This is a genomic window from Thioclava sp. PTB-PU3-1 (assembly GCF_055666785.1).
Map to the genome: position 1 here is coordinate 292,419 of NZ_JBVNVL010000001.1, position 19,673 is coordinate 312,091.

The 19,673-nt window shown below is 64.4% G+C and carries 18 protein-coding genes and 1 riboswitch; of the genes, 10 read left to right on the forward strand and 8 right to left on the reverse strand.

The window, feature by feature from the left end; translation table 11 throughout:
* Window positions 1-84 precede the first annotated feature (84 nt).
* Together ACZ7GB_RS01400 and ACZ7GB_RS01405 are read left to right on the forward strand one after the other, a co-directional pair.
* Window positions 85-1,320, forward strand: a complete 1,236-nt coding sequence (locus tag ACZ7GB_RS01400; protein WP_472157388.1) for a putative DNA modification/repair radical SAM protein — start codon at window positions 85-87, stop codon at window positions 1,318-1,320.
* Window positions 1,320-2,744, forward strand: coding sequence for a UdgX family uracil-DNA binding protein (locus ACZ7GB_RS01405; protein WP_472157390.1), 1,425 nt, complete (start codon window positions 1,320-1,322; stop codon window positions 2,742-2,744). The genes ACZ7GB_RS01400 and ACZ7GB_RS01405 overlap by 1 nt, the downstream gene beginning before the upstream one ends.
* Before the next feature lie 4 nt (window positions 2,745-2,748).
* On the opposite strand, the gene ACZ7GB_RS01410 is transcribed toward ACZ7GB_RS01405, so the two are convergent.
* Window positions 2,749-3,492, reverse strand: coding sequence for a cytochrome c biogenesis CcdA family protein (locus tag ACZ7GB_RS01410; RefSeq protein WP_078599256.1), 744 nt, complete (start codon window positions 3,490-3,492; stop codon window positions 2,749-2,751).
* A 94-nt stretch (window positions 3,493-3,586) separates the two neighbouring features.
* Between ACZ7GB_RS01410 and ACZ7GB_RS01415 the strand changes: the two genes are divergently transcribed.
* Window positions 3,587-3,814, forward strand: a complete 228-nt coding sequence (locus ACZ7GB_RS01415) for a sulfurtransferase TusA family protein (RefSeq protein ID WP_083075169.1) — start codon at window positions 3,587-3,589, stop codon at window positions 3,812-3,814.
* A 65-nt stretch (window positions 3,815-3,879) separates the two neighbouring features.
* Window positions 3,880-4,026: riboswitch (FMN riboswitch) on the forward strand.
* 81 nt (window positions 4,027-4,107) lie between these two features.
* Window positions 4,108-4,542 (forward strand): 6,7-dimethyl-8-ribityllumazine synthase, encoded by a 435-nt coding sequence (locus ACZ7GB_RS01420; RefSeq protein WP_347429447.1) that lies wholly within the window; start codon window positions 4,108-4,110, stop codon window positions 4,540-4,542.
* A 72-nt stretch (window positions 4,543-4,614) separates the two neighbouring features.
* Here the strand turns inward: ACZ7GB_RS01420 and ACZ7GB_RS01425 are convergent, their stop codons facing one another.
* The 6 genes from ACZ7GB_RS01425 to purC form a co-directional block, all read right to left on the reverse strand.
* Window positions 4,615-7,566 carry an Rne/Rng family ribonuclease gene (locus ACZ7GB_RS01425; RefSeq protein ID WP_472157393.1) on the reverse strand — a complete coding sequence of 984 codons (2,952 nt, stop codon included), beginning with the start codon at window positions 7,564-7,566 and terminating at the stop codon, window positions 4,615-4,617.
* Window positions 7,567-8,163: 597 nt separating this feature from the next.
* Complete coding sequence (locus ACZ7GB_RS01430; RefSeq protein WP_078539470.1) at window positions 8,164-9,495, reverse strand: sigma-54-dependent transcriptional regulator; 1,332 nt, start codon at window positions 9,493-9,495, stop codon at window positions 8,164-8,166.
* 3 nt (window positions 9,496-9,498) lie between these two features.
* Entirely contained in the window at window positions 9,499-11,241 is a 1,743-nt protein-coding gene (locus ACZ7GB_RS01435; RefSeq protein WP_078539471.1) for a sensor histidine kinase, read from the reverse strand.
* A gap of 117 nt (window positions 11,242-11,358) precedes the next feature.
* Entirely contained in the window at window positions 11,359-12,027 is a 669-nt protein-coding gene (gene purQ / locus ACZ7GB_RS01440; RefSeq protein WP_078519362.1) for a phosphoribosylformylglycinamidine synthase subunit PurQ, read from the reverse strand.
* Between the two features lie 130 nt (window positions 12,028-12,157).
* A complete protein-coding gene (gene purS / locus ACZ7GB_RS01445; RefSeq protein ID WP_078539473.1) occupies window positions 12,158-12,397 on the reverse strand; it encodes a phosphoribosylformylglycinamidine synthase subunit PurS in 240 nt (79 codons plus the stop codon).
* 14 nt (window positions 12,398-12,411) lie between these two features.
* Window positions 12,412-13,173, reverse strand: a complete 762-nt coding sequence (gene purC, locus ACZ7GB_RS01450) for a phosphoribosylaminoimidazolesuccinocarboxamide synthase (RefSeq protein WP_078539474.1) — start codon at window positions 13,171-13,173, stop codon at window positions 12,412-12,414.
* A 270-nt stretch (window positions 13,174-13,443) separates the two neighbouring features.
* On the opposite strand from purC, the gene ACZ7GB_RS01455 reads away from it, so the two are divergent.
* Both ACZ7GB_RS01455 and bmt read left to right on the forward strand, forming a co-directional pair.
* Window positions 13,444-13,761: a DUF1476 domain-containing protein gene (locus ACZ7GB_RS01455; RefSeq protein WP_078519365.1), complete on the forward strand. Its 318-nt coding sequence runs from the start codon at window positions 13,444-13,446 to the stop codon at window positions 13,759-13,761.
* A gap of 187 nt (window positions 13,762-13,948) precedes the next feature.
* A complete protein-coding gene (gene bmt, locus ACZ7GB_RS01460) occupies window positions 13,949-14,971 on the forward strand; it encodes a betaine--homocysteine S-methyltransferase (protein WP_078519366.1) in 1,023 nt (340 codons plus the stop codon).
* Between the two features lie 119 nt (window positions 14,972-15,090).
* Here bmt and ACZ7GB_RS01465 read toward each other — a convergent pair whose 3' ends face one another.
* On the reverse strand, window positions 15,091-16,185 hold the full coding sequence (locus tag ACZ7GB_RS01465; RefSeq protein WP_472157396.1) for a PA0069 family radical SAM protein: 1,095 nt from the start codon (window positions 16,183-16,185) through the stop codon (window positions 15,091-15,093).
* Between the two features lie 169 nt (window positions 16,186-16,354).
* Between ACZ7GB_RS01465 and ACZ7GB_RS01470 the strand changes: the two genes are divergently transcribed.
* The 4 genes from ACZ7GB_RS01470 to ACZ7GB_RS01485 all read left to right on the forward strand — a co-directional run bounded on the left by ACZ7GB_RS01470 (window position 16,355) and on the right by ACZ7GB_RS01485 (window position 19,624).
* A complete protein-coding gene (locus tag ACZ7GB_RS01470) occupies window positions 16,355-17,056 on the forward strand; it encodes a corrinoid protein (RefSeq protein ID WP_078599260.1) in 702 nt (233 codons plus the stop codon).
* A 117-nt stretch (window positions 17,057-17,173) separates the two neighbouring features.
* Window positions 17,174-17,332, forward strand: coding sequence for a hypothetical protein (locus tag ACZ7GB_RS01475; RefSeq protein WP_165756922.1), 159 nt, complete (start codon window positions 17,174-17,176; stop codon window positions 17,330-17,332).
* Complete coding sequence (locus ACZ7GB_RS01480) at window positions 17,329-18,006, forward strand: DUF1638 domain-containing protein (protein WP_472157398.1); 678 nt, start codon at window positions 17,329-17,331, stop codon at window positions 18,004-18,006. The genes ACZ7GB_RS01475 and ACZ7GB_RS01480 overlap by 4 nt, the downstream gene beginning before the upstream one ends.
* Before the next feature lie 139 nt (window positions 18,007-18,145).
* Window positions 18,146-19,624 (forward strand): SulP family inorganic anion transporter, encoded by a 1,479-nt coding sequence (locus ACZ7GB_RS01485; protein WP_078546703.1) that lies wholly within the window; start codon window positions 18,146-18,148, stop codon window positions 19,622-19,624.
* Window positions 19,625-19,673 lie beyond the last annotated feature (49 nt).

Genomic DNA, 19,673 nt, shown 5'->3' on the forward strand with positions numbered 1-19,673 from the left:
GACGTTTTCCGAAGGGGCGCGATTTTCGCGCCCCTTTGTCATGGATTTATTGCAAGGCGGCATATGTGAACATATAGTGAACACATGGCAAGAATGACCCTCGATCAGAAACTGGCGATCCTTTCGGATGCGGCGAAATACGATGCCTCCTGCGCCTCGAGCGGGGGGCAGCGGCGCGACTCCAAGGATGGCAAAGGGATCGGCTCGGTCACAGGCTCCGGCATCTGTCACGCCTACACGCCGGACGGGCGCTGCATCAGCCTGCTGAAAATCCTGATGACGAATTTCTGCATCTACGATTGCGCCTATTGCGTGAACCGGGTCAGTTCGATCACCCCCCGCGCGCGGTTCTCGCCCGAGGAGGTCGTGACCCTCACGCTGGAATTCTACCGCCGCAACTATATCGAGGGGCTGTTCCTCTCCTCCGGCATCATCCGCTCGCCCGATGACACGATGACCGACATGGTGCGGATCGCGAAACTCTTGCGGGTGGAGCATAATTTCCGCGGCTATATCCATCTGAAAACCATCCCCGATGCCGCCCCCGAGCTGATCGAGGAGGCCGGGCTTTACGCCGACCGCCTCTCGATCAATGTCGAGCTGCCGACCGACCGCGCGGTGCAGGACTACGCCCCCGAGAAGGATCCCGCCCAGATCCGCCGCGCGATGGGCGATGTGCGGCTGCTGCGCGACGCCCGCAAGGAGCGCAGCTTCACCGGCAAGCGCCCCCCGAAATTCGCGCCCGCCGGCCAATCGACGCAGATGATCGTCGGCGCGGACGGGGCGAATGACACGACGATCCTGAAGACCTCGACCCGGCTCTATTCAAGCTATGCGCTCAAGCGCGTCTATTACTCCGCCTTCTCGCCGATCCCGGACAGCTCTGCCGCCCTGCCCCTGATCAAGCCGCCCTTGATGCGCGAGCATCGGCTCTATCAGGCGGATTGGCTGCTGCGCTTCTACGGCTTCGACGTGGACGAGATTTCGCAAGGCACCACCGATGGCAATCTCGATCTGACGGTCGATCCCAAGCTTGCCTGGGCGCTGGCGAACCGGCATCTGTTTCCGCTCGACGTGAACCGGGCCGAGCGCGAGATGCTGCTGCGCGTGCCGGGGCTGGGGGTAAAGACGGTGGGTCGGGTGCTGGCGACGCGCCGCCACCGGACGCTGCGCTACGAGGACCTGCGACGGATGGGGGCGAACCTGAAGCAGGCCAAGCCTTTCATCACGCTGTTGGATTGGCATCCGCGCGCGCTGACCGATGCGGCAGACCTGCGCGCCCGTTTCGCTCCGCCGCCTCAGCAGTTGCAGCTGTTCTGATGCGCACGATCACCCTGCCCGAGATCGGCACGTTCGAGGCGTGGCGAGATGAGGCCCGCGCAGCCTTGGGCGCAGACATCCCGCCTGAGGAGCTTCTGTGGCATCGCGGGGCGGCGGAGGCCGATCTCTTCGCCCAGGACGCCCCTGCCCCCACAGGCGGCGCTGTGAGCGTACCGAAGGGCTTCGTCGACCTCGCCCGGCTGGTGATCTGCCATCGTGACCCTGAGCGTTTTGCGCGGGCTTACTCGGTGCTCTGGGCGCTGCGATCCGACAAGCGCCTGCTGGAAGACCGCGCCGATCCGCGCATCGACCGGGTGAACCGCATGGCGAAGGAGGTCTCGCGCGACCGCCACAAGATGACCGCCTTCGTGCGCTTCCGCGAGATCGGCGAGCCCGACGCCCCCCGCCGCCGCTTTGCCGCGTGGTTCGAACCAACACATTACATCTGCGAGCTGACCGCGCCGTTCTTCGTCAAACGCTTCGGCGATATGGACTGGTCGATCTTCACCCCCGATCTGACCGCGCATTTCGAAGCGGGCAAGCTGCGCTTCTCCGAGGGTCAGCCGTGTCCTGACCTGCCCGAGGATGGCGCGGAAGACCTTTGGCGTACCTATTTCCGCAACATCTTCAACCCGGCGCGGCTGAAGGTCGGCGCGATGCAATCCGAGATGCCGCGCAAGTATTGGCATAACTTGCCCGAGGCCGGGTTGATCCCCGAGATGATCGCGACCGCGCAGGCGCGCGCCGAAGAGATGGCGGCCAACGCACCCACACTCGCCCCTGCCCGCGCTGGCAAGATCACCGAGCGGCTGGCAAGCGACCGCGCCACCCCGCCGCCCGTGGGCGACCGCGCGGAGCTGCTCGCCGGGCTGAATGGCTGCCGCCGCTGCCCGCTTTGGGAGAACGCCACGCAGCCAGTGCCGGGCGAAGGGCCGCTCGATGCGCCACTGATGATCGTGGGCGAGCAGCCGGGAGATTTCGAGGATCTTGAGGGACGCCCCTTCGTCGGCCCCGCCGGGCAGCTCTTCGACGAGGTGGCAGCACGTGCAGGCCTGTCCCGCGAGCGCGCCTTCCTCACCAACGCGGTGAAGCATTTCAAATTCACTCCGCGCGGCAAGCGGCGCATCCACCAGTCGCCCGACCGGCAGGAAATCCATCACTGTCGCTGGTGGCTCGACCAAGAACGCAGCTTGGTGAAGCCGAAGGCAATCCTCGCGATGGGAGCGACCGCGCTGGAGAGCCTCACCGGGGATCGGCGTGGCCTTCTCAAACGGCGCGGCACGGTGGAGGTGCTCGAGGACGGCACGCCGATGCTGATCACCGTCCATCCATCCTATCTGCTGCGCCTACCCGACATGGAAAAGCCCGCGATGATGCGGGCTTTCGAGGCAGATCTGGCCCGTGCGGCGCAGATGGTGGCCTGAGGGCTCAGCCCAGCACGGCAAGGCTCGGGAAGGTTTCCAACAGCCAGAAACTGATCGCCGAGAACGCATTCGTCAGCAGCAAGATCCCCACGACGACCAGCAGCGCGCCCATCGTCTTCTCGATGATGCCCATATAGGCCTTGAGCCGGTTCATCACGCCGATCGCGCGCTGGATGAACAGCGCAGCCAGCAGGAACGGAATGCCCAGCCCCAGCGCATAGACCGCCAGCAGAGCCGTCCCGCGCGCCTGATCGCCGCCTTGGGCGGCCAGCGACAGGATCGCGCCCAGCTGCGGGCCGATGCAGGGCGTCCAGCCGAAGGCGAATGCGAGGCCCAACACGTAAGCACCAAGCGAGGAGCCGCCCCGGTCGCCCGCATCCAGCCGCGCCTCGCGGTCGAGGATCGGGATGCGGAAAACCCCGAGGAAATGCAGGCCGAGGATCACGATCACCCCGCCTGCGATCCGTCCGAACAGCACCTGATTGGTCAGGAAGAACCGCCCGAAGGTCGAGGCGGCAAACCCCATGAACAGGAACACCGTCGACAGGCCCAGCACGAAGAACAGCGCCGGCACAACGGCCGAGCGCTTGCCCTCGCGCAGATCGCCCATGCTCACCCCGCCCATATAGGCGAGATAGGGCGGCACGATCGGCAGCACGCAGGGGCTGAGGAATGACAACAGACCCGCAAAGAGCGCCACGAAGGCGGCGGGCAGGAACGCAGCGGAGACGAGATCGATTCCAAACATGTTCTTCCTCTACCCCATTCCTCGCGCGCGGTCACCGGGTCGTGAGATAACAACAGCGTGGACAAATCAGCGCGGGCGCGCGAGAACCTCCGCCATGACGCCCGATATCGAAATCGATGCGAAGGGGCTGCTCTGCCCCCTGCCCGTTCTGCGCCTGCGCAAAGCGCTCGAGTCGGCCGCGCCCGGCGCGCTGGTCCAGCTGGTCGCGACAGATGGGGCAAGCTGGATCGACGTGCCGCATTTCTGCGCTCAGACCGGACACGAACTGGTCGAGGCAGAGGATTGGGAAGGCGTGAAAGTTTATCTGGTGCGCAAGAGCTGATGACCCTCGCATCCAGACCGAGCAACTAAGCCCCTTGCCGAGCGCAAGAACGCGTGCCAATCTCCGGCCATTCTCAGGGCGGGGCGAAATTCCCCACCGGCGGTATGCGGCGAAATCCGCGAGCCCGCGAGCGCCTCGCCGTCGTGCGAGGGTCAGCAGATCAGGTGCGAGGCCTGAGCCGACGGTTACAGTCCGGATGGAAGAGAATATGCAGCCGACCCCGTGCCTTGGCGCGTGGGCGCGGGTTGCATGTGATCGCCTTGGGTGACGTGTCGCTATGCAAGGAGATTACGATGACACACACCCGTTACGCCTTCATTAAAGCCAATTGGCACGCCGATATCGTCAACCGTGCGCTCGAGGGGTTTCTCGAAGAGATCCCGGAGGCGCAGGTCGATGTCTTCGACGTGCCCGGCGCGTTCGAGCTGCCGATGAAGGCGCAGCAACTGGCCCGCACGGGCCGCTACGGCGCCATCGCGGCGGCGGCGCTGGTCGTCGATGGCGGGATCTATCGGCATGATTTCGTGGCGCAGGCCGTGGTGAATGGCCTGATGCAGGTGGGGCTGGAGACGGGCGTGCCCGTGCTGTCGGTCTCGCTAACCCCGCATCAGTTTCAGGAGACCGATCACCACCGGGCGATCTTTGGCAGCCATTTCGTCGAGAAGGGCCGCGAGGCGGCGCGGGCGGCGCTGCAACTGACCCGCCCGGCTCAGGACCTGGCCGCCTGAGCGCGGAAAACCAAAGAGGAAAACGAAAAAGGCCGGGCGCTCTGCCCGGCCTTTCTCAAATCTGAAGGTGCCTCAGCGGCTCCACCAACCCCGTTTCTTGGGCTTGGGCGCCTCCTCGGTCATGGTCTCGCCCTCCGTCTCGGTCTCGGCGAAGGCCGGACCACCGGGCAGTTCGACCGGCGCATCAGGCTGCGGCGTTTCCGGCGGCTGCTCGAACGGAGTTTCCGGTTCGGGCGCGGGCGGCGCTTCCGGCGGCACGTCGACAGGGGTTTCCTGCGGCGTGGGCTCGGGCGTCTCGACCGGTGCGTCGGGCTGCGGCGTCTCCTGCGGCTCGGTCGGCGCGTCAGGCTGCGGGGTTTCCGGCGGCTCGGGCGTGTCCGGCGTTTCTGCGACGGGTTCCTCGACCTTCTTACGCGCACGGGAGCGACGCTTCGGCTTGGGCGCCTCCTCGGCTGCCTCTGCGGCGTCGGCCTTGACCTCTGCAGCGCTGCCTTCGACGGCGGCTTGCGCATCGGCCTCCGGGTCCACCTTCTTGCGCGACCGCGTGCGACGCTTCGGCTTGGGCGCTTCTTCCTCGGCTTTGGCCTCGGTGCCCTCAGCGGTGGCGTCCGCGGTCTCGGCTTCGGCTTTCGGCTCTTCCACCTTCTTGCGGGCGCGCGAGCGGCGCTTCGGCTTCGGCGCTTCTTCCTCGGGCTGAGCCTCAGTCTTCGCGTCGGTTTGCGCCTCGGTCTTGGCCTCGTCCGCCGGAGCTTCTGCCGCCTGCGCGGGTTCAGCCTTGGCGGGCGTCTCCTGGCCTTCGGCCGGCTCGGACTTCTGATCGTCGGACTTCTGGTCATCCGACGACTGATCGCCGTTCTCCGAGGAGTCGTTATTCTCCCCGTTCTCGCCATTCGACTTCCGGCGACGACGACGGCGACGGCGTTTTTTCTTCGGCTGTTCTTCGGCGTCGGTCTCGACCTTCTGGGTCTGCTCCTCGGCCTCCGCCTCGGCTTCAACTTCGATCTCCGCCTCGTCCTCGGCGTCGTCGATCTCGGCCATCAGGCTGGCCGAAGCAGACACCACGGGGCTGTCCACTTCCGCGACATTGCGCGTCGCAGTCTTGAACTTCTCGATGGTGAAATCGGGCGAGACGAGTTCCGGCGCGGCTTCGATGCGCACGGACATGCCGTAACGCGCCTCGATCACCGCCACATGCTCGCGCTTGGCGTTCATCAGGTAATTGGCGACCGCGACGGGCGCACGCACCAGAACCTCGCGGGTCCGTTTGCGAGTGCCCTCTTCCTCGATCGCGCGCAGGACGCTCAGCGCGAGGCTGTCATCGGAGCGGATCAGGCCGGTGCCGTGGCAATGCGCGCAGGGCTGCGTCGTGGATTCGATCATGCCAGGACGCAGACGCTGGCGGCTCATCTCGAGCAGGCCGAAGCCGGAGATACGGCCGACCTGAATGCGCGCGCGGTCGGTCTTCAGACGCTCCTTCATGCGCTTCTCGACGGCGTTGTTGTTCTTACGCTCGTCCATGTCGATGAAGTCGATCACGATCAGACCGGCGAGGTCGCGCAGGCGCAGCTGGCGGGCCACTTCGTCGGCGGCTTCCAGGTTGGTCTTGAGCGCGGTTTCCTCGATCGAGCCTTCCTTCGTCGCCCGACCCGAGTTCACGTCGATGGCGACGAGCGCCTCAGTGACGCCGATCACGATGTAGCCGCCGGACTTGAGCTGCACGGTCGGGTTGAACATCGATGCGAGGTAGCTCTCCACCTGATGGCGCGCGAACAGCGGCAGCGACTCGGCGTAGTGCTTCACGTTCTTGGCGTGGCTCGGCATGATCATCTTCATGAACGCCTTCGCCGCGCGGTAGCCGCGCTCGCCCTCGACGAGCACCTCGTCGATATCCTTGTTGTAGAGGTCGCGGATCGACCGCTTGATCAGATCGCCTTCTTCGTAGATCGGCGCCGGCGCGACGGATTTCATCGTCAGGTCGCGGATCTGCTCCCACAGGCGCATCAGGTATTCGTAGTCGCGCTTGATCTCGGTCTTGGTGCGCTGCGCGCCCGCCGTGCGCACGATCAGGCCCGCACCTTTCGGCACGTCCAGTTCGCCCGCGATTTCCTTGAGCTTCTTGCGGTCGGCGGCGTTGGTGATCTTGCGCGAGATGCCACCACCGCGCGCGGTGTTGGGCATGAGCACGCAGTAGCGGCCTGCCAGCGAGAGATAGGTGGTCAGCGCCGCGCCCTTGTTGCCGCGCTCTTCCTTGACGACCTGCACCAGCATGATCTGGCGCACCTTGATCACTTCCTGGATTTTATAGCGGCGCGGACGCGGCTTGCGAGCCGGACGGATTTCTTCTTCGACATCCTCGTCGGCGACGGATTCGATGCCGCTATCGGCCTCGGCAGCGTCATCGCCCGCGTCGTCGTCATCCTCGTCGGAGTCGTCGCTGTCATCCTCGTCGGACGCGGTCTCAGCCGCAGCGGCGGGCTTTTCATCAGCCTCCTGAGCGGGCGCGTCCTCGGAGGTGTCCGTCTGCGCTTCGGCTTTGGTCTCGTCGCTGGAGGCGTCGGCAGCTTCGCCAGAGGTCTCGCCTTCCGCCTCGGGATCGACAACGCCCATGCCCGGGATCTCGTCCGAGCTGATCACCGCTTCGTCCTGCTTGGCCTTCTCCGCCTTGTTCGACGACCGGCGCGAGCGGCGGCGGCGCGAGGATTTCGGCTTTTCCTCTTCCGCAGCCGCGGCTTCGGCGAGCTGGCGTTCTTCTTCCAGCAGCGCTTCGCGGTCGGCGACCGGGATCTGGTAGTAATCGGGGTGGATTTCCGCGAAGGCGAGGAAGCCGTGCCGGTTTCCGCCGTAGTCGACGAAGGCCGCCTGCAGGGACGGTTCGACGCGCGTTACTTTCGCGAGATAGATATTTCCGGCGAGCTGCCGTTTGTTGATGGTCTCAAAGTCGAATTCTTCAACCTTGTTGCCGTCCACCACCACGACGCGGGTCTCTTCCGCGTGGGTGGCATCGATAAGCATCTTCTTTGCCATGTAAATCCAATAGGTCAGCCCTTTGCGACCTGCCCGGGGGCGCGGCGCTGTCTTGGGCTGAAACTGTCCTTGAGGCGAGGTTGCGGACATGCGTGCAGACGGCGGTGGCGTCGAGCCTGCCCGTCCTCATCTGCGATATCCCGTCACGCATCATCGCGGTTCTTTCCAAGGCGCGGTCGGCTTAGCCGCTTGGCGCCCAATTAACGGCCTCCGTCCCGGCAAATGCGGAAGAGGGAGACAAACTTGCGGCCTTTCGGCCAATCGGTTGAGCCGGGGCCCCTTGCGCATCATCTGCGCCGGATCGGCCAAGGCATCAGCGAATTTCGGTGGGTCCACACTTATGGCGTGAAACCGACTGGTTCTGACCATAGCGGCACAGCCTACGGGAACACAATCGAATTTTCGTAAGGGAAGGGTTAATCGCACCCCGGATTCTCGCGATGTTCAGCGATTGGGCAGGCCCGTTCCGGGGTTTTGCCGCCGCAGGCCGGAAAATGCCGCGGCGCGGTGCCATTCAGGCCCGCGCCGCTCACGTCGTATTGTTCGAAGGCCGCCCTCATGCCCCACCTAGAGGCGAAGATGCGGGCACGCGTTCCTTTAAAGGTAATCCGCGCGGGCGAGGCCGTATTTGGCCATCTTCTCGTTCAGCGTCCGGCGCGGCAGGCACAGCTCTTCCATCACGGCAGAGATCGAGCCCTTGTGGCGCCGCATCGTATTGTCGATCAGCATCTTTTCGAAGCTCTCGACATATTCCTTGAGCGGCTTGCCCTCGGTGGTGATCGCCGCCGGCCCCGTCTCCTCGTCATCGGTCATCAGAAGCGACGCGATCGAGCCCGAGCCTCGGCGCGATTGCAGCACCGCGCGTTCGGCCACGTTGATCAGCTGGCGCACATTGCCCGGCCACGGGGCCTGCAGCAGTTGCGCGGCTTCCTGCGCGGTCACCTCCGGCACGTCGCAGCCATATTCGTCGGCGAATTGCTCGGACATGCGGTTGAACAGCGTCAGGATATCTTCGCCGCGCGCCCGCAGCGGAGGCAGGGTGATCTTCAGCGCGGCCAGGCGGTAATAAAGATCGGGGCGCAGCGCGTCCTCGACCGTCTTGCCCTCGCCATGGGTGTTACAGATCGCGACGATGCGCGTTTCCGCAGGTGCGCCCTGATCGTTGATGAATTGCAAAAGCCGCGCCTGCAGCGACTGGCTCAGCGCCTCGACATCCTCGAGGCACAGCGTGCCGCCGCGCGCCTCTTCCATCAGCGGCAGGCCGCCCTCTTCGACCGGGCCGAACAGCTTGGCCGAGAGCGCCTCTTCGGTCAGAGCGGCGCAGCTGACCACCACGAATTTCTTGCCCGCGCGCGGGCCTGTTGCGTGCAGCGCATGGGCCACCAGCGTCTTGCCGGTGCCGGTCTCGCCATCGATCAGCACGTGGCCATCCGCCTGGGACAGATCGAGAATATCCTCGCGCAGACGCTCCATCGGCTCGGATGTGCCGATCAGCTTGCCCATCACCTTCTCGCCCTCGGCCAGATCGCGGCGCAGCGCCCGGTTATCCAGCGTCGTGCGGCGCGCCTGCGTCGCGCGCTTGGCCAGTTCGGTCATCCGATCCGGCGAGAACGGCTTTTCCATGAAGTCCATCGCGCCGAGACGCATCGCCTCGACCGCCATCGGCACATCGCCGTGGCCGGTGATCATGATGACCGGCAGACCGCTATCGATGCCCATCAGCCGCTTGAGAAAGGCCATCCCGTCCATGCCGGGCATCCGGATGTCGGTGATCACCACGCCCGGCCAATCGGGGCCGATCACTTTCAGCGCGTCTTCGGCGCTGGCATAGGTCTCGGCGTCGAAGCCCGACAGCGCCAGCCATTGGCTGACGGACTGCCGCATATCTTCCTCGTCATCGACGATCGCTACCTTCATTAGTCTTGCCATGTCTTACTCCGCGGCCTTTATGGCCCTGTTCTTGTCCGCCAGGAGGGGCAGCTGAACTTCGAACACTGCACCCCCGCTTTCGGAATTATGGGCGGTCAGACGACCCCCGAAATCACTGATGATGGAGGACGAGATCGCGAGGCCCAGCCCCGTCCCTTCCCCCGGTTTCTTCGTGGTCCAGAACGGCTCGAACAGCTTGTCGAGATCCGAAATACCGGGACCGTTATCACGCACGCTCAGCACGGCCGTCTCACCCGAGGTAAGCAACAACTCCACTTGAGGTTCCTCAACCGACTTGGTGGCGTCGAGTGCATTTCGCAACAGGTTGATGATCACCTGCTCCAGCCGGATGCGGTCCGCCATGACCATAACAGGACTGCGCGGCATGGTGCGCGAAATGTGCAATTTGCGAATTTTCAGCTGCGGCTCCATCATCGAGAGCGCCTCCGACAGCGCCACCCGCAGGTCCACCGGCTCGAAGGCCTCGCCGCCCTTGCGGGCGTAGGATTTGAGCTGCCGTGTGATCGCGCCCATGCGGCCGATCAGGTCGTCGATGCGCTGGAAGGACGACAGCGCCTCCTCGACCCGGGCGCGCTGCAGCAGCAGCTTCGCACCCGCCAGATAGGTCTTCATCGCGGCCAAGGGCTGGTTCAATTCGTGGCTGACCGCCGCCGACATCTCGCCCAAAGCCGCGAGTTTCGAGCTTTGCGCGATGGTCTGTTCGGCCACGGCCAGATCCTGCTGCGCTTTCTCGCGCTCGGCGATCTCGCGGCTCAACCGGGTGTTGAGCTGGCGCAGCTCCGCCGATTCCGCGCGCAATTCCTGGCTTTGCCGCCGCGCGCGCCGCGACAGCGCATAGAAGACCAACGCCAGCAGGATCGCGAAGCCCATGATCTCGAGCGCGAGCACCGCATTCACCCGCTCACGCACGGAATCGTAGCTGGTGAAGGCGATCATCTTCCAGCCGCGGAAGGGAATGCGCGCCTCGGTGCGCATCACCGCGCGGCCCTTGAGATAGGCGTCGGGCGCGTCATTGGCCCAATCGGCAGTCGCCTGCAGCGCGCGCTCGATCGCGGAAGGGGCCGAGCGCGCGGCCAGCGCCTCCGACATCGTCACCCCGCGCCAGCGCGGCTCGGTTGTCAGGATGATCTTGCCCTCGCTGTCGACCACGGCCAGCGCATCGGAAATCCCGGCCCAGGCGCGTTCGAATTTCGACAGATCCGCCTCGACCACGATCACGCCGACGGGCTTGTTGTTCTGGATGACGGCGCGCGAATAATCGAATTCGGTGCCACCCGCCTCGGGCTCGTTGAGCGAGAAGATCGTCCCCCGCGAGCGGGTCGCATCGACGAAGAAGGGCGCATTCGGGAAGGGCGTGCCGATCTGCGTGCGATTGGTCGACGCCACCACCCGGCCCTGCATGTCCAACAGCCGGATCGAGGCCACAGCGACCTCTTTCTTGGCCGTGATCAGCTGCGCCGAGGCGGTGGAATAATCCGTTGTATCAAGGGCTTGCGTCAGCTCCGGATCGCGCGCAAGCAACAGCGGCACAACGGATGTCCGCTGCAGTTCCGACATGATGTTGCCGGTGTAAAGCGCAAGCCGCAGCTCGGTGCGCACGCGCGTCGTCTCTGTGAAACGCTGGGTCAGCCATTGGTTGGTGATCCACATCACCGCCCCCGCCAGCGCGAGGATCAACACCACGGCGACACGCAGCAGCCAACGGGCGCGTGGCGAGCGCGCCATGACGCCGAGCCCGCCCTCACCTTCGGGCGGCTCTTCAGGTAAAATCGTCGAACGTGTCTGCACGTGCGTCATGCGCGAAGTCTAAGCCAAGGCCCAGAGCGCAACAAGCGCGCGAGATCAGGCGGTTGCCAGCATCCCGCTCAACGCGCGGAAAAGCGCCGCCCCATCGGCGCCACCCTGCGCAGCCTCGATCGCGCGCTCGGGGTGAGGCATCATGCCCAGCACCCGGCGGTTCTCGCTCAGCACGCCCGCGATGTCGTCGACGGAGCCGTTGGGGTTCTCGACATAGCGGAACGCCACGCGGTCCTCGCCCTCGATGCGGGCAAGGCCTTCGGGATCGATCTGGTAATTGCCGTCATGGTGGGCGACCGGGATCACGATCTCCTGCCCCGCCTCATAGCCCGAGGTATAGGCGCTGTCGGTCGTCGCGACGCGCAGAGCCAGCGGTTTCGAGACGAATTTCAGCCCTGCATTGCGCATCAGCGCGCCCGGCAGCAGCCGCATCTCGGTCAGCACCTGAAAACCGTTGCAGATGCCGATGACATAGCCGCCCTTGCCTGCGAAGTCGGCCACCGCCTGCCCGATGGGCGAGCGCGAGGCGATCGCGCCGCAGCGCAGATAATCGCCATAGGAGAACCCGCCCGGCACACCGATGATATCGATGCCTTCGGGCAATGCGGTTTCCTTGTGCCAGACCTTGACGACATCCGCCCCGGCTGCGGCGAAGGCCATGCTCAGGTCGCGGTCGCAATTCGATCCGGGGAAGGTGATGACGGCGGCTTTCATGGGTGCAAACTCCTGGCCTTGAGGGTCGAACCTGTCGGGTAAGGCCTGTACGGCCTTCGGCTTGGTACAAATATCCCGGGGGGAATTGGCCGGCAGGCCAAGGGGGGCAGCGCCCCCCACCCGACCCGGATCAAGCGATCTCGATGGTGTATTTCTCGATCACAGTATTGGCGAGGAGCTTCTCGCACATTTCCTTCACCTCGGCCTCGGCAGAGGCTGCATCGGTAGCGCTCAGGTCCAGTTCGATCACCTTCCCCTGACGCACGCCTTCGACGCCGCCGAACCCCATATGGCCCAATGCATGACGGACAGCCTCGCCCTGCGGGTCGAGCACCCCATCCTTCAGCATGACATGAACGCGGGCTTTCATCACGAGCGGTCCTTTCAGTTGATCAGCGTCGGTTTGATCGGCTGGGTATTGGTCGGCAGCACGCCAAGGCGCTTGGCGACTTCGGTATAGGCATCGGTCAGGCTGCCCAGATCGCGGCGGAACACGTCCTTGTCGAGCTTCTGGCCCGTCTTGACGTCCCACAGGCGGCAGCTGTCGGGGCTGATCTCGTCAGCCACGATCAGGCGCATGAAATCGCCATCCCAGACGCGACCGATCTCGATCTTGAAATCGACCAGCTTGATGCCGACGCCGTAGAACACGCCGGTCAGGAAGTCGTTCACGCGCAGCGCCAGCGCCACGATGTCATCGAGGTCCTGCTGGCTCGCCCAACCGAAGGCGATGATATATTCCTCGGGCACGAGCGGATCGCCCAGCTCGTCGTTCTTGTAGCTGTATTCAACGATCGGACGCGGCAGCGGCGTGCCCTCTTCCATGCCCAGACGCTTCGCGATCGAACCGGCGGCGAAGTTGCGCACGATCACCTCGAGCGGCACGATCTCCACCTGACGGATCAACTGCTCGCGCATGTTGAGCCGTTTGATGAAGTGGTTCGGCACGCCGATATTGGTCAGGCCGGTCATGAAATACTCGGACAGGCGGTTGTTGAGCACGCCCTTGCCCTCGATCACGTCCTTCTTCTGCGCGTTGAAGGCGGTCGCGTCGTCCTTGAAATACTGGACCAGCGTTCCGGGCTCGGGGCCTTCATACAGAACCTTCGCCTTGCCTTCGTAGATCTTCTTGCGCCGGGGTGCCATCGCGTCTCCGTTCTCACTTGGCGCGGCGGTGCCAGGGCCTGCGCCGCATACCGTCGGGAATGCCGCGCCCGCCCCTGCGCGCCGTCCGCGAAAGGGTGTTGCCCGCCCTATAGGACAAGCCCGCGAGTCTCGCAAGGTAAAGCGCACGCCACTTCACGCAGATGCACAGCCCCGTCAAACCCGCCAAAACGCGGCCCTTTCCTCTTGCGGCGCACGCCGTGCATGTGCATATCGGAGGTAACGGAGACTTTACCGGGAGGGACGTGGGCCATGACCACCTTCGACGATCGCGAAAACGCCTATGAGAACAAGTTCGCGCATGATGCCGAGCTGCAGTTCAAGGCCGATGCCCGCTGCAACAAGATGCTGGGCCAATGGGCCGCAGAGCTTCTGGGCAAAACCGGCCCCGAGGCCGATGCCTATGTCCGCGAGGTCGTGACCTCCGATTTCGAGGAAGCGGGCCACGAAGACGTGTACCGCAAGCTCTCGGGCGATCTTGGCGACAAGGCCGATGAACAGACGATCCGCGCGAAGATGGCCGAATGCATGGCCGAGGCGCGCCGTCAGGTGGTCGACGAGGCCGAGTGAGCCCTCGCCGATGACGTAGATTGAAAGGCCGGATGCCAAGCGCGTCCGGCCTTTTGCATTTCCGCCCGAGATTGCAGCGCCTTCATCAAGAACATGAAGGAAACGAATTTGCCAATTCCCGCCTGTCATGGCAGGACAAACCCAACCGCCGCGCCCGACGCGGCCCTTTGCATTTGACGAGGCCCTTATGACCGCCCCGAAAACCGACGCGCTGAGCCGCCTTCTGGAAACCCGCGATTGGCTGATGGCCGATGGCGCGACCGGCACCAACCTGTTCAACATGGGGCTGGCCTCGGGCGATGCGCCGGAACTGTGGAATGCCGACGAGCCCGCGAAGATCGCGAAGCTTTATTCGCTGGCCGTCGAAGCGGGCTCGGACCTGTTTCTCACCAACAGCTTCGGCGGCAATGCCTCGCGGCTGAAACTGCACAACGCGCAGAACCGCGTGCGCGAGCTCAACCGCCTCGCCGCCGAGATCGGCCGGGATGTGGCCGACAAGCAGTCGCGTCCCGTGATCGTTGCGGGCTCGATGGGCCCGACCGGCGAGATTTTCGCGCCGATGGGCACTCTGACGCATGAGTTGGCGGTCGAGATGTTCCACGAACAGGCCGAGGGCTTGAAAGAAGGCGGCGCGGATATCCTCTGGGTCGAGACGATCTCGGCGCAGGAAGAATACAAGGCCGCCGCCGAAGCCTGCCATCTGGCGGGCATGCCTTGGTGCGGCACGATGAGCTTCGACACGGCAGGCCGCACGATGATGGGCCTGACCTCGCAGGCGATGGTCTCGATGGTCGAAAAGCTGGCTCACCCGCCGCTGGCCTTCGGCGCGAATTGCGGCGTCGGCGCGTCCGACCTGCTGCGTACCGTTCTGGGCTTTGCCGCCACCGGGACCGAGCGCCCGATCATCGCCAAGGGCAATGCGGGCATCCCGAAATATGTCGACGGTCACATCCATTACGACGGCACGCCCGAGCTGATGGCGGAATATGCGGTGATGGCGCGCGATTGCGGCGCGACGATCATCGGCGGCTGCTGCGGCACGATGGCCGAGCATCTGGTGGCGATGCGCGAGGCGCTGGAGACGCGTCCGCGCGGCGAGCGCCCGACGCTCGATCAGATTTCCTCGGTACTCGGCGGGTTCTCGTCGGAGGATGACGGGCTGAGCGGGGATGCGCCCAAGCGTGAACGTCGGGGCCGTCGCCGCAGCTAAGCGCGGTGTGAGGGGCTCTGCCCCTCGGCCTTGCGGCCTCACCCCGGGATATTTGAACCAACACGAAGGAAGGGCCGGGGTTTCCCGGCGGATGGAGCATGCACGCGTCTCAGACGAGATCAGAACAGTTCGAGCTGATCGCCCGGCCGGGGCGGTACGCGGAACTGCGTCACGTCGAGATCGGGCAGATGACGCGAGAAGCCCAGCCGCTTGCAGCTCAGTTTGAACCGCTGCTGCAACAGTTCCGCCATCTCGCCCTCGCCTTTCATCCGCTCGCCGAAGCGCGGATCGTTGAGCTTGCCGCCGCGCATGTCGCGGATCCGGCCCAGCACCTTCTCGACCTTGCCGGGGTGATGCCGCTCCATCCAGTCGGCGAAAAGCGGCGCCACCTCATGCGGCAGCCGCACCGGCATCATCGAGGCGGCTTTAGCCCCTGCCCTGCGCGCCTCGGTCAGGATCGCTTCCAGCTCGTGATCGGTGAGCCCCGGGATCATCGGGGCGGCCATGACGCGCACCGGGACACCGGCGCGCGAGAGTTCGCGGATCATGCGGATGCGGGTCGGCGGGCTGGGTGCGCGCGGCTCCAGATCGCGGGCGAGTTTGGCGTCGAGCGTCGTGACCGACACGCCGACCTGCGCCAATCCGGCCTCGGCCATCGGCGCGAGGATGTCGAGATCGCGCAGAATGGTCGAGCCGCGGGTGACGATGGAGACCGGGTGGCGATAGGCCTGCAGCACTTCCAGCACGGCGCGCATGATCTCCATCTTGCGCTCGAGCGGCTGGTAGGGATCGGTATTCGTGCCGATGGCGAGCACGTTCGGACGGTAGCTTTTCTTGCGCAGCTCGTCTTCGAGTACTTGCGGCGCCTCCGGCCGTGCGATCAGCCGGGTCTCGAAATCCAAGCCCGCCGAGAGGCCGAGATAGCCGTGGCTGGGCCGCGCGAAGCAGTAGATGCAGCCATGCTCGCAGCCGCGATAGGGATTGAGCGAGCGCTCGAAGGGCACATCGGGCGACTGGTTGCGGGTGATGACGGAGCGCGGACGCTCCACCGAGACCTCGGTGCGGGTCAGGCGCTCCTCTTCGGGGATGTCCCAGCCGTCATGCTCGGGCGCACGGGCGAAGGGCTCGAACCGGCCCACGGGGCGCGCCGCAGCACCGCGCGCGCGCAGACGCTCGGACGGGGGCGCGGGGGGAAGATCGAATGGCAGACTCATGCCCGGAATTTAGAACGAAATGGGAACATTTGCCAAGTAGAGTCCGGATGCGGACCCACCAACACCATGCGAGGTCGGACAAAACACCGCGCATGTCGCAAATCGCCAAGACTTGACGGGGCCACGGCCTCACCACAGGGTAACACCGGCTAGCAGGAGACTATTGGACATGGCCGAAGACGACGACGATATCATCCTCTCGGAACTCGACGACGACGAGCTCACCGCGCAGATGATGGATGACCTCTATGACGGTCTCAAGGAAGAGATCGAAGAGGCTACCCACATCCTGCTCGATCGCGGCTGGACGCCGTATGACATCCTGACCAAGGCCCTCGTCGCGGGCATGACCATCGTGGGCAACGACTTCCGCGACGGTATCCTGTTCGTGCCGGAAGTGCTGCTGGCGGCGAATGCGATGAAGGGCGGCATGGCCATCCTCAAGCCGCTGCTAGTCGAGACCGGCGCACCGCGCATGGGCAAGATGGTCATCGGGACGGTGAAGGGCGATATCCACGATATCGGCAAGAACCTCGTTGCGATGATGATGGAAGGCGCAGGCTTCGAGATCGTCGATCTGGGGATCAACAACCCGGTCGAGAACTACCTCGAAGCGATCGCGCGCGAAGAGGCCGACATCCTCGGCATGTCCGCGCTGCTGACCACCACGATGCCCTATATGAAGGTCGTGATCGACACGATGAAGGAACAGGGCATCCGCGACGATTACATCGTTCTGGTGGGCGGTGCGCCGCTCAACGAGGAATTCGGCAAGGCGATCGGCGCCGACGCCTATTGCCGCGATGCCGCCGTGGCGGTTGAGACGGCGAAAGATTTCATCGCTCGCAAGCACAACCAGATGAGCGCCTGATCGCCGTTCGCGCGCGCAACTTGGCTGATATGCATGGAGAAGGCCCCGATTTTTTCATCGGGGCCTTTTCATGTGCGCTTCCCCGCCCCATACTTGAAGAGAAGGGGGAAACGCGAAATGCCGCTGCCACATTTTCTGCTGCTGATCCTGTTTGTGATCGTTCTGGCGGGCTTGACGATCTGGGCCTTTGCCGCTTCGGGCGTGCCGATGGCGATGCTCGGGCTGATGGTTCTCGTCGCAGCAGGCGTTGCCCGGATGATGGCACGGGTGGAATGACCGCCCAGAGAGGTGCCTCGCTTCCCGGCGACACGACCTTATCCGAAAATGGTTTAGCTCCCGAGGGCTCGGGGCGTCTTCTGCTGATCGCCTGCGGGGCGCTGGCGCGGGAGATTCTCGCGCTCAAGCGGATCAATGGCTGGGATCACATCGACCTGACCTGCCTGCCCGCCAATCTGCACCTATACCCCGAGAAGATCACCGCCGCCGTCGAAGAGGCGGTGCTGCGCTATCGCGACCAATATGACGATATCTTCGTGGTCTATGCCGATTGCGGCACGGGCGGGAAATTGTTGGAAAAGTGCAAGTCTTTGGGGGTCGAGATGGTCGAAGGCCCCCATTGTTATTCGTTTTTTGAAGGCAACGCCGCTTTCGCTGAAACTGCGGAAGACGAAATCACGGCCTTCTATCTCACCGATTTCCTGACCCGTCAGTTCGACGCTTTCGTCTGGAAGCCGATGGGCTTCGACCGTCACCCGGAGCTGATCCCGATGATGTTCGGCAATTACGACCGGCTGATCTATCAGGCCCAGACCGACGATCCCGCGCTCGACGCGAAGGCGCGTGAGGCCGCGGAGCGGCTCGGCCTGCGCTATGAGCGGCGTTTTACGGGCTATGGCGATCTGGCCACCAGTCTCGCCAAATTTGCCACGAAATCGGGCAATCCGGCTTAATCCTCTTTGAATTTTTCTTAAAACCCGACCTGCGGGGCTTGGCATCGCTACGTCACCCGGGTATTGGCTTCGCCAAATCTCACATCCCTCCGGCCCGCCCCTCCCCGGTCGCGGGCCTTTCTAATTGCAGGACAACCGTATGACCTTGTCGCAATGGCGCAGCCAGTGGACTGGCAACTACCGCGCTGACATTCTCTCCGGTCTCGTGGTGGCGCTCGCGCTGATCCCCGAGGCCATCGCTTTCTCGATCATCGCGGGCGTGGACCCGAAAGTGGGCCTCTACGCCTCCTTCATGATCGCCACGATCACCGCTTTCTTCGGTGGCCGCCCGGGTATGATCTCGGCCGCAACCGCCGCAACCGCCGTGCTGATGGGCACCTTGGTGCGCAGCTACGGGCTCGATTACCTGCTGGCCGCGACGGTGCTGGCGGGCGTGCTTCAGGTGATTGCCGGGGCGCTGAACCTCGGGACGGTGATGCGCTTCGTGTCGAAATCGGTGATGACGGGCTTCGTGAACGCGCTCGCCATCCTGATCTTCATGGCGCAATGGCCCGAGCTGAACCCGGCCAATGTGCCGGTCGTGGCGACCTATGCGCTGGTGGCACTTGGCCTTGCGATTATCTACCTGCTGCCGCGCTTCTTCCGCGCCATTCCCTCGCCGCTGATCGCGATCCTCGTTCTCAGCGCGGTCTCGATGGGGCTGGGGCTCAACGACGTGCACACGGTGTCCGACATGGGCGCCCTGCCCGATCAGCTGCCCTCGCTGCTGATCCCCAACGTGCCGTTCACCTTCGAGACGCTGCAGATCATCCTGCCCTATTCGGTGGGCGTGGCGGTCGTCGGCCTTCTGGAAAGCCTGATGACGCAGAACATCGTCGACGAGATGACCGACACCCGCTCGGACCGTCGTCAGGAATGCTTCGGTCAGGGCATCGCCAATTTCTGCACCGGCTTCATCGGCGGCATGGCGGGTTGCGCGATGATCGGCCAGTCGGTGATCAACGTCACCTCGGGCGGGCGCACGCGCCTTTCGACCCTCACCGCGGGGATCGCGCTTTTGATCTTCTGCGTGGTGCTGGGCGAATGGGTGGGCCGCATCCCGATGCCCGCGCTGGTGGCGATCATGATCATGGTGTCGATCGGCACGTTCAGCTGGGCCTCGCTGGGTCAGCTGCGCACGATGCCGATGTCGTCCAACGTGGTGATGCTGGCCACCGTCGCTTTTGTCGTCGCAACGCATAACCTCGCGATCGGGGTGCTCGTGGGCGTGCTGCTCTCGGGGATCTTCTTCGCGGGCAAGATCGCGCGGATGACCGAGATCACCTCGCGCTACAACGAGGCGCATCACCTGCGGACCTATTACATCAAGGGCCAGATCTTCTTCGCGACCGTGGAAGAGTTCAACCGCGCTTTCGACTTCCAGGAGAAGCTCGACCGCGTGGTGATCGACCTGACCCATGCCCATATCTGGGATATCTCTTCGGTCTCGGCGCTCGACCGGGCGGTGGGCAAGTTCCGGATGTCCGGCACGGATGTGAAGGTCGTGGGCATGAACCACGCGACCGAGACGATCATCGACAAGCTGTCGAATGGCGGTCAGGTCGCGGCGGGACACTGAGGCATTCGGAGGGGGCTCTGCCCCCGCTTGCTGCGCAAGCCCCCCCGGG

Excerpts from the sequence above, each read along its gene's own strand:
- ACZ7GB_RS01400 (WP_472157388.1), top strand. The coding sequence starts at position 85 with ATGGCAAGAATGACCCTCGATCAGAAACTGGCGATCCTTTCGGATGCG.
- ACZ7GB_RS01405 (WP_472157390.1), top strand. The coding sequence starts at position 1,320 with ATGCGCACGATCACCCTGCCCGAGATCGGCACGTTCGAGGCGTGGCGA.
- ACZ7GB_RS01410 (WP_078599256.1), bottom strand. The coding sequence starts at position 3,492 with ATGTTTGGAATCGATCTCGTCTCCGCTGCGTTCCTGCCCGCCGCCTTC.
- ACZ7GB_RS01415 (WP_083075169.1), top strand. The coding sequence starts at position 3,587 with ATGACGCCCGATATCGAAATCGATGCGAAGGGGCTGCTCTGCCCCCTG.
- ACZ7GB_RS01420 (WP_347429447.1), top strand. The coding sequence starts at position 4,108 with ATGACACACACCCGTTACGCCTTCATTAAAGCCAATTGGCACGCCGAT.
- ACZ7GB_RS01425 (WP_472157393.1), bottom strand. The coding sequence starts at position 7,566 with ATGGCAAAGAAGATGCTTATCGATGCCACCCACGCGGAAGAGACCCGC.
- ACZ7GB_RS01430 (WP_078539470.1), bottom strand. The coding sequence starts at position 9,495 with ATGGCAAGACTAATGAAGGTAGCGATCGTCGATGACGAGGAAGATATG.
- ACZ7GB_RS01435 (WP_078539471.1), bottom strand. The coding sequence starts at position 11,241 with ATGGCGCGCTCGCCACGCGCCCGTTGGCTGCTGCGTGTCGCCGTGGTG.
- purQ (WP_078519362.1), bottom strand. The coding sequence starts at position 12,027 with ATGAAAGCCGCCGTCATCACCTTCCCCGGATCGAATTGCGACCGCGAC.
- purS (WP_078539473.1), bottom strand. The coding sequence starts at position 12,397 with ATGAAAGCCCGCGTTCATGTCATGCTGAAGGATGGGGTGCTCGACCCG.
- purC (WP_078539474.1), bottom strand. The coding sequence starts at position 13,173 with ATGGCACCCCGGCGCAAGAAGATCTACGAAGGCAAGGCGAAGGTTCTG.
- ACZ7GB_RS01455 (WP_078519365.1), top strand. The coding sequence starts at position 13,444 with ATGACCACCTTCGACGATCGCGAAAACGCCTATGAGAACAAGTTCGCG.
- bmt (WP_078519366.1), top strand. The coding sequence starts at position 13,949 with ATGACCGCCCCGAAAACCGACGCGCTGAGCCGCCTTCTGGAAACCCGC.
- ACZ7GB_RS01465 (WP_472157396.1), bottom strand. The coding sequence starts at position 16,185 with ATGAGTCTGCCATTCGATCTTCCCCCCGCGCCCCCGTCCGAGCGTCTG.
- ACZ7GB_RS01470 (WP_078599260.1), top strand. The coding sequence starts at position 16,355 with ATGGCCGAAGACGACGACGATATCATCCTCTCGGAACTCGACGACGAC.
- ACZ7GB_RS01475 (WP_165756922.1), top strand. The coding sequence starts at position 17,174 with ATGCCGCTGCCACATTTTCTGCTGCTGATCCTGTTTGTGATCGTTCTG.
- ACZ7GB_RS01480 (WP_472157398.1), top strand. The coding sequence starts at position 17,329 with ATGACCGCCCAGAGAGGTGCCTCGCTTCCCGGCGACACGACCTTATCC.
- ACZ7GB_RS01485 (WP_078546703.1), top strand. The coding sequence starts at position 18,146 with ATGACCTTGTCGCAATGGCGCAGCCAGTGGACTGGCAACTACCGCGCT.